Annotated in this window: 6 protein-coding genes; 3 read left to right on the top strand and 3 right to left on the bottom strand. The window is 64.1% G+C overall.

Annotated elements, in window-relative coordinates; translation table 11 throughout:
• Positions 1-164: 164 nt before the first annotated feature.
• Positions 165-1,370 (bottom strand): NAD-dependent formate dehydrogenase, encoded by a 1,206-nt coding sequence (locus AC1DRP_RS32830; protein WP_476770708.1) that lies wholly within the window; start codon positions 1,368-1,370, stop codon positions 165-167.
• Between the two features lie 555 nt (positions 1,371-1,925).
• Here AC1DRP_RS32830 and AC1DRP_RS32825 point away from each other — a divergent pair.
• Complete coding sequence (locus AC1DRP_RS32825) at positions 1,926-2,219, top strand: HdeA/HdeB family chaperone (RefSeq protein ID WP_441506805.1); 294 nt, start codon at positions 1,926-1,928, stop codon at positions 2,217-2,219.
• Positions 2,220-2,532: 313 nt separating this feature from the next.
• On the opposite strand, the gene AC1DRP_RS32820 is transcribed toward AC1DRP_RS32825, so the two are convergent.
• Positions 2,533-3,300 carry a hypothetical protein gene (locus tag AC1DRP_RS32820; RefSeq protein WP_476770707.1) on the bottom strand — a complete coding sequence of 256 codons (768 nt, stop codon included), beginning with the start codon at positions 3,298-3,300 and terminating at the stop codon, positions 2,533-2,535.
• A 224-nt stretch (positions 3,301-3,524) separates the two neighbouring features.
• The gene (locus AC1DRP_RS32815) at positions 3,525-4,346 is read right to left on the bottom strand and encodes a universal stress protein (protein ID WP_476770706.1); all 822 of its coding nucleotides are present in this window, start codon (positions 4,344-4,346) and stop codon (positions 3,525-3,527) included.
• Positions 4,347-5,068: 722 nt separating this feature from the next.
• Between AC1DRP_RS32815 and AC1DRP_RS32810 the strand changes: the two genes are divergently transcribed.
• Together AC1DRP_RS32810 and AC1DRP_RS32805 are read left to right on the top strand one after the other, a co-directional pair.
• Complete coding sequence (locus tag AC1DRP_RS32810) at positions 5,069-5,314, top strand: hypothetical protein (protein ID WP_441506764.1); 246 nt, start codon at positions 5,069-5,071, stop codon at positions 5,312-5,314.
• Between the two features lie 231 nt (positions 5,315-5,545).
• A partial coding sequence (locus AC1DRP_RS32805) for a xanthine dehydrogenase family protein molybdopterin-binding subunit (protein WP_476770705.1) occupies positions 5,546-7,785 on the top strand: 2,240 nt, incomplete at its 3' end.

Below are 7,785 nucleotides of genomic sequence, written 5' to 3'. Positions count from 1 at the left end.
TCGCTGAAGATGGCGGAGCCGTCTCCCCTCTCCGGAACAACGGCGAAGGCGCGCAAGCTCTCGGAATGGCCAAGGCAACGGCGCCTCAGGGAGCCCGCATTGACCTCGGAAGCCAGCGGCTGTCCGTCTCAGGTTTGCCGCTTGCGGAACAGATTCCGATTGGATCACGTCCTGGTCTTGAAGCGCGCCGCCTCTTCCGAACCATGGGTGGCGTCGCCGGCGCTATAAGAATGCGCGCCAGCGCCCGCGAGCTTGCCGCCATCGACGATCAGATATTCCTCCCGGATCGGCCGGCCCTCGAACCAGCATTCCAGGATTTCGCGCGTGCCTGCGGCGTAGCGGGCTTGGGCGGAGAGCGTAGATCCCGAGATATGCGGCGTCATGCCGTGATGCGACATTGATCGCCAAGGATGGTCCTGGGGGGCCGGCTGCGGGAACCAGACATCGCCAGCATAGCCGCCGAGCTGCCCGCCCTCCAGAGCGCGGGCCACAGCGTCACGATTGCAGATCTTGCCGCGCGCCGYGTTCACCAGATAGGCGCCGCGTTTCATCCTGGCGATCATCGCCTCGTCGAAGAGATTCTCTGTCTCCGGATGCAGAGGTGCATTGATCGTGACGACATCGCAAAAGCCAACCATGGATGCCGCGTCCGCGTGGAAGGTAACGCCAAGTTCCTGCTCGACCGCCAGCGGAAGACGGTGGCGGTCGGTGTAGTGCAGCTTCACGTCGAACGGCTTCAACCGGCGCAGCACGGCGCTGCCGATCCGGCCGGCACCGACGGTTCCGATCTGCATCCCCTCGACATCGTAAGAGCGCGCGACGCAATCGGCGATGTTCCAGCCCCCACGGAGCACCCACTGATAGGAGGGGATGTAGTTTCGCACGAGCGCCAGGATCATCATGACCACATGTTCAGAGACGCTGATCGAGTTGCAGTAGGTCACCTCGGCAACCGTTACACCACGATCCATCGCGGCTTGAAGGTCGACATGGTCTGATCCAATGCCGGCCGTGATCGCAAGCTTCAGTTTGCTCGCCTTGGCAATGCGCTCTTCGGTCAGATAGGCCGGCCAGAAGGGCTGCGAGATCACGATTTCGGCGTCGGGGAGCTCGCGTTCGAAAACGCTGCCGGGACCGTCTTTGTCCGAGGTCACAACCAGGCTGTGCCCGGCGCTTTCGAGAAATTTCCTCAGGCCGAGTTCGCCCGACACACTGCCGAGCAGAACCCCCGGTTCAAAGTCGATCGCCTTCGGCGTGGGAAGTGTCTGGCCGCCGGGGTAGCGGTCGAGTTCCGGCAGACCGTCCCGCGCATATCCTGCCGGGTAACCGTCGGCTGGATCGTCATAGAGGACGCAAACAACCTTTGCCATTTTATATCTTCCTTCGTCAGGCACGAAGAGGAAGACGCTTGATTCTCACTGCTGCCCGCCAAGACGATGATCATCGGCGGCCCGCTCTGAAGTGTCGGAGGCCAGCTGATCCTGGCGCTTCCTCGATCGGAAAGTTGCGCGCTAGTCCAAATAAGATGGAGAAGCCGGACATGGTTTCAAGACCGGAGGACAGTGGCCTGCCTCCCTGAAAAGTGGCCCTCCCGGAGGTATGGCCTTTGAGCCGACGGAGGTCAGAAGAAATGGCCTGTCTGTCTTCTTCGGCATAATCGGCATCCTCCAAGGCTCAAAAAGCCTGGTGGATTGATCGGGACGGAAGAGTCCTGGTTGGAATTCCCCGCGCCGCTGCAGCATGCGACATTGCGGGATGCATACCGGTATCAGCATCGACATTACGGCTTCGGACAGGGCTCGGCTTGAAGCGATCGTCGCTGGGGCCACAAAGCTGTCCCGGTAAATTTGGCACGACTGTCATATTTCCAACAGGGCACTAGCGCTTCTTGCAAGGCGGGGGACTTCTAGAAGGAGGTCGTGACCATGAAACTCTGTTTTCCGATCGCACTCGCCGCTTCAACTATCGTTTTGGCAGGCCAAGTAAGGGCGGCGGAAGTGGACATGTCGAAGCTCACTTGCAAGGAGGTTGGCGCTATGCCTGCCGCGCAGACTATTGGCGTCGCCATGTGGGTGAACGGCTATGTCCATGGCAAAGCCGGCAATGCCATGGTGGACGGTGACAAGGCGCATGCCAATGCCCAGAAGATCGCTGACTATTGCAAAGCGAATCCCGCTGCCACGCTGACGAGCGCGATAGAGGCGGTCGCCAAGTCGTAGCAGCATATTAAATGATGGCCAGCGGAGTGGCCCCTTTCTGGGACCACTCTTTTACGATGGTCCGAGGACTGAAACTCTGAAACCCTCAACAACCAAAGATCTCAATCTAGTGGATTGATCGGGACGGAAGAGTCCTGTTTGGGATTCCCCGCGCCGCTGCGGCATGCGACATTGCGGGATGCRTACTGGTATCAGCATCGACATTACGGCTTCGGATAGGGCTCGGCTTGAAGCGATCGTCGCTGCGCGCAGTTCGCCCCAGAAGCAACCAGGACCGCGACGCGTGCGCTGATGCCCTACAGGTGTTGGAGATCTACCAGCGCCTACCGTAGTACCCAACAACTGGTCGGTTATTGTAGTATGCGGCGCGGCGGATGCCCGCACGAACGACAGGTCGGCCATAATAGCCGCCGCCATAGTAGCTTCTCCCGTAGTATCCGCCGCCATAATAGCCGCTACCGCCGTAGTAAGTTGAGGCCGGTGTGTTGTAATAGACGGTCTGCGGATAGCCGCTCGCGATTCCCGGATCGCAATATGCACTGCCGGAATATGTGGTGGTGGCATAGGTAGCGTCGCCATAGCCGCCATAGGCATTATAGCCGTATGCGGCGGGAGCGGCGTAGCCATAGCCCGAACCGTAGCCGTAGCCTGAACCGTAGCCGCTGCCGTAATAGGCTGCACCTGCTGCGAGTCCGACGCCCGCTGCGAGCGCCCGACCACCGTAGTAACGGTTGCCGTAGTAACCGCCACGGTATGCCGCCCCACGGTAAGCTCCACGGTATCCGGCACGGTACGCGCCACGATATCCAACGCGGTAGCCACCGCCAATGGCAGTGCCTCGGTATCCACCGGCGCCGATACCACGGTGTTGGGCTTCGGCATCACTCGCGGTGAAGACGAGACCGCCAACGCCAATCAGGGCGACAACAGGGAGGGCAAGGAGCGTATTCATGACTTCACCTGCGCAAAGCCCACCACTGGATTGCAGACGCGGCTGGGCTTGTCCGCGAGGCAATTCGGTGAATTCCTTAACGGAATGATAACATGTTTGTTTCGATGAGTCCCAGAGGGGCATCGCCACGCCGGGCTGCCTTCCTGTGCTGCGACTGCCAAGTCCGCAGCGCGCCCAGATCAGCGATGCCTGCGTCTGCGATCTCACCGAAAGGCAGGCGGACAACATCCGGGCGTCCCCCCGCACTTGATGGCCAAGGGGCGGGATGACGTGCCTTGCCATCAGCGAAGCTCCGAACCGCCCCCCACATGATTGGTTCTGATCGACGCAGCGCCCCCCGGACGCCGCCACGATCAATGGCTCATCAAACAGCAGATCGACGCATGATCGAGGAGATCACGCGTGACGCCGCCGAATATCCACTCGCGCGTTCGGCTGTGACCATAGGCACCGGACACCAAGAGGTCCGCGCCTTCCTGCCGGGCCCGGTGGATCAGTTCGTCGGCGATGCGGGCTTCCCGCATCGCGCTGTCCTGGACAAGATCGGCGGTGATGCCGTGATGACGCAAATAGTCCTGCAGGTCTTGCGCGCTCGATCTCTCGGCGCTTTCTCCGGCTGTGACGACGAACACGCCTTCGGCAGTCTTCAGGAAGGGCAACGCATCGCAGACCGCGCGGCGCGCTTCACGCGTGTTCTTCCAGGCAATGACGATACGCTGCGCCGAAAGGCGGTCAGAGGTTGGCGGCACGAGCAGGACAGGGCGCCCGGCTTCCAGCACGATCGCCCCGGGATCGACGGCGAAGCGCCAGTCCCGGTGGTCGCCGCTCCCCTGTCGGCCGACGATCAGGAGATCGRCAGCAGAGGCCTGCTCGAGAAGAAATGGTGCCGTCTCGTCCATACCGGTTCGCAACGACGTGCTTTCGCCGGACTTGGCGACCTTGATGAAATTGGCCTCGATCTGCTGCAATTCTTCCGCAGCGATCTCGCGCCATTGCTCGATCAGCGTCTGGGCGGAAAAACCGGCCTCCAAGGGGAGCGCGGGAATGATGCAGCGCGATGCCGAGCCGATCAAGCGCGCATGGAAGCGCTCTGCCAAGCCGACCGCAAGCGCAGTCCGGCTGGCCGCATGAGGGCCGAGATCCAGATTCACCATCAGGCTCGCGTAGGATGACATGACAACGCTCCTTGCAGTCGATGTCGCTGTGCCACCACGGCCAAGACAGGTTTGCGTTGACCTACCGCAATAACGGCCCGATTTTACTCGTCGGTCAGCTCTATGCGTAGACCTCCTGCCCGCATCGCGTTCCTGCGCTGCCAGCACTTGGCCGGCAGCAACAGACTTGGCGGAGCGAGGCTCTGCATGACCCGACGGCGAGCAATCCGAGACGTCATGCGTCACGCAGTGGCTTGCGGTGACATTGTTCTGTCGCAAAGCCGAGCAGCCACACGTGCAGTAGCATCAGTTGAGGATACCCCACTGTCGGATATTCTGAATCGCGGAGGCGGCAATGAAAACGACAATCAAGCACGGGCCGGAATCCTGCAGGTCGGACCCGCCGATGTTCACGATCGAGACTGTTGAAGATTATAAGATCGCAAGGCGCCGCCTCAAAGCGCTCACCGTGCAGGACGGCAGCAGCTACCGCGAATCGATAGCGCTCAGGGAGGCTATTCGGATCTGGGAAGCGGACCACGCTGGYGTGACTGAGCCGCCGGCTCGGGCGCCTTGACCGCGTGGTAAAAGAACTCCCTGCGTTCACCGAACCGCCGCGCCACGGCACCGCGAACGCGCCCTCGCCTTCCGGTCGCAGGTCCGCGAATTTTGATTCGTTTGACTCGTCAAGCCCCCATTCCGTCGCTAGCCTAGCAAGCGAGGATCTTGAACGGGAGGTGGCTATGCCGAACGCCGACACCGTGACGATTGGCTCCTTCGAGGAACGCAAGGCCGCCGTCCTGAGAGCGGCCGCGCTGCTCCAAAGCGCGATGGGCTCCGACGAAGACCATGAATTCGAGATGCTGACCGAGGCCATCGCCGAGTTCGACATCCGCCAGGAGGCCCTGGCGCCGGTCGAGATTCCGCCCGCCTTCATGCCGTTCATCCGCGAAGTGGCGCGGCAGCGGGCCGCCAACCAGCGTTCCTAGGCACCGGCGCACTTTCGGTAGCGCCCGCCTTTGCGCAGCGCTGCGGCGATTGCCGCGAGACCAGGCTGCTCCATGGCCGGGCGACGACGCACCCGACGCTTCGTGGGTCGGCGCTGCCCTGTTTCAAAAGCCGACCCCGAATGCCATGTTCGCATCCTTCGCGCCGGTCGCTGCCCTACGGCAGGATGGGACGGCTGGGGGTTGGCGAGACGACATGAATGATACCGGCCTATGAATGATATCGGCGTGGCGACGATCGATGTGGTTTCGGATGCGGCAACAGATCCACGATCGTTGCGTCGTTTCGAAGATGAGCGCTTCCTCACGGGTCGGGGTCAGTACCAGGACGATGAGCACGTGCCCGGTGCCCTGCACGCCGTGGTGCTGCGCTCACCCCATGCCCATGCCGAAATCCTTGCAATCGATGCGCAAGCCGCGAAAAGCCTGCCTGGGGTCACAGCCATCTATACCGCAGCGGAGATCGAGGATCTCGGCCCACTGCCCTGCTCGCTCGCGCTGAAGGCCGAGCCGCCGCTGATCGTGCCGCCGCGTTTCCCCCTGGCGCGCGGGCGCGTCCGCCATGTCGGGGACCCCGTCGCCTTCGTCGTGGCCGAAAGCGCGGACGCGGCGCGCCAGGCCTGCGAGCTGATTGCCGTCGATTACGAGATCCTGCCTGCGGTCACGGAGCTCGCCGCAGCTGCCGAGCCCGCCGCTCCAGAGATCTGGCCGCAAGCCGCGGGCAATCTCGCCCTGCGCTACCGTCTCGGCGATGACGATGCCGTCGCCGCCGCATTCCGCCGCGCCGCACATGTCGTGACCTGCCGGCTCGTGAACAACCGGATCACGGCTGCCGCCCTCGAGCCGCGGGCGGCGCTCGGGCGCTTCGACGCGGAGAGCGGCCGCTACCGGCTCTCGCTCAGCGGCGCCTCCGTTCACGACATCCGCCGCGAGCTTGGCCTCGTTCTCAAGGTCGGGCCCGAGCGGATCGATGTCGCCTGCCCCGATGTCGGCGGCGGCTTTGGCATGAAGAATGTCACCTACCCCGAATATGCGCTCGTGCTGATCGCGGCGCAGCGCCTGGGCCGGCCGGTGCGCTGGCTTGCCGAGCGGATCGAGGATTTCGCCGGCGGCGCCCATGCCCGCGACAACCTGACGACGGGGCGGCTTGCCCTCGATGCCAGAGGCCGTTTCCTGGCGCTGGCGGTGGAAACCATCGCCAATCTCGGCGCCTATGTCTCCTCGCTCGGGCCCGGCAGTTCGACGACCGCGCCGACGCCCGCCATGGGCGGGCTCTACGACATTCCGGCGATGAGCATGGATGTCCGCTGCGTCTTCACCAACACCGCGCCGGTCGACGCCTATCGTGGCGCCGGCAAGCCGGAAGCGAACTACCTGATCGAACGGCTGGCCGATGAGGCGGCGCATCTGCTGCGGATCGATCCGGCCGTGCTGCGCAAACGCAATTTCATCCGCAGCTTCCCCTATCGAAAGCCCTTTGGCGCTGTCCTCGACTGCGGTGCCTTCACGGGGAATCTCGAGCGCGTGCTGGCGGCGGCCGACCGCGCCGGCTTCCGCCGCCGCCGCGCCGTCTCGCGCCGGCGCGGACAATTGCGGGGCTTCGGCATCGGCTGCTTCCTGGAAACCGCGCGCGGCGGACCGAATGAGGATGCCTGGCTCAGCTTCCGCGCCGACGGCCGGGTCGAGATGGCGGTCGGCACCCAGTCGAACGGCCAGGGGCACGAGACGAGCTTTGCGCAGGTCCTGTCGCAACAGCTCGGCCTGCCGGCCGAGCATTTCCATCTCGTGCAGGGCGACACGGCGCGCGTCCCCACCGGCGGCGGCCATGGCGGCGCCCGCTCGCTGCATATGGGGGGCGGCGCCCTCGTCCTGGCGGCGCGTGCCTTGATCCGGGCCGCCAAACCCGCCGCCGCAGAGTTGCTCCAGGCCCCAACCGAGGCCGTGCTCTTCCAGGACGGCTGGTTCCGTGCGCCCGGCGCCGGCAACGTCGCTCTCGCGACGGTCGCGCGCCATATCGGGGAGACGACCGGCCGGGCGCTCTCAGGCCATGGCGCCCATCGCGACGCCCCCCTCACCTTCCCGAACGGCGCGCAGACGGCCGAGGTCGAGATCGATCCCGAGACCGGCGCAGTGACGCTGCTGCGCTATGTCGCCGTCGACGACTACGGCACCCTGATCAACCCGCTCCTGACAGAGGCCCAGGTCCATGGCGGCCTGGCGCAGGGCATCGGCCAGGCGCTGATGGAGGACATCCGCTACGATCCGGAAGGCGGCCAGCTCCTCAGCGCGACCTTCATGGACTACGCGCTGCCGCGCGCAGCCGACCTACCCTGTTTCGAGCTCTCGCTGGTCGAGCTGCCGACGACGGCCAACCCGCTCGGCGTCAAGGGCGCCGGGCAGGCCGGCTGCATCGGGGCGCCGCAGACGGTGATCCACGCGATCCTCGATGCGCT

The sequence above is a fragment of the Allobosea sp. 01N443 genome (assembly GCF_056399325.1).
This window is presented reverse-complemented; position numbering and strand designations above follow the sequence as displayed.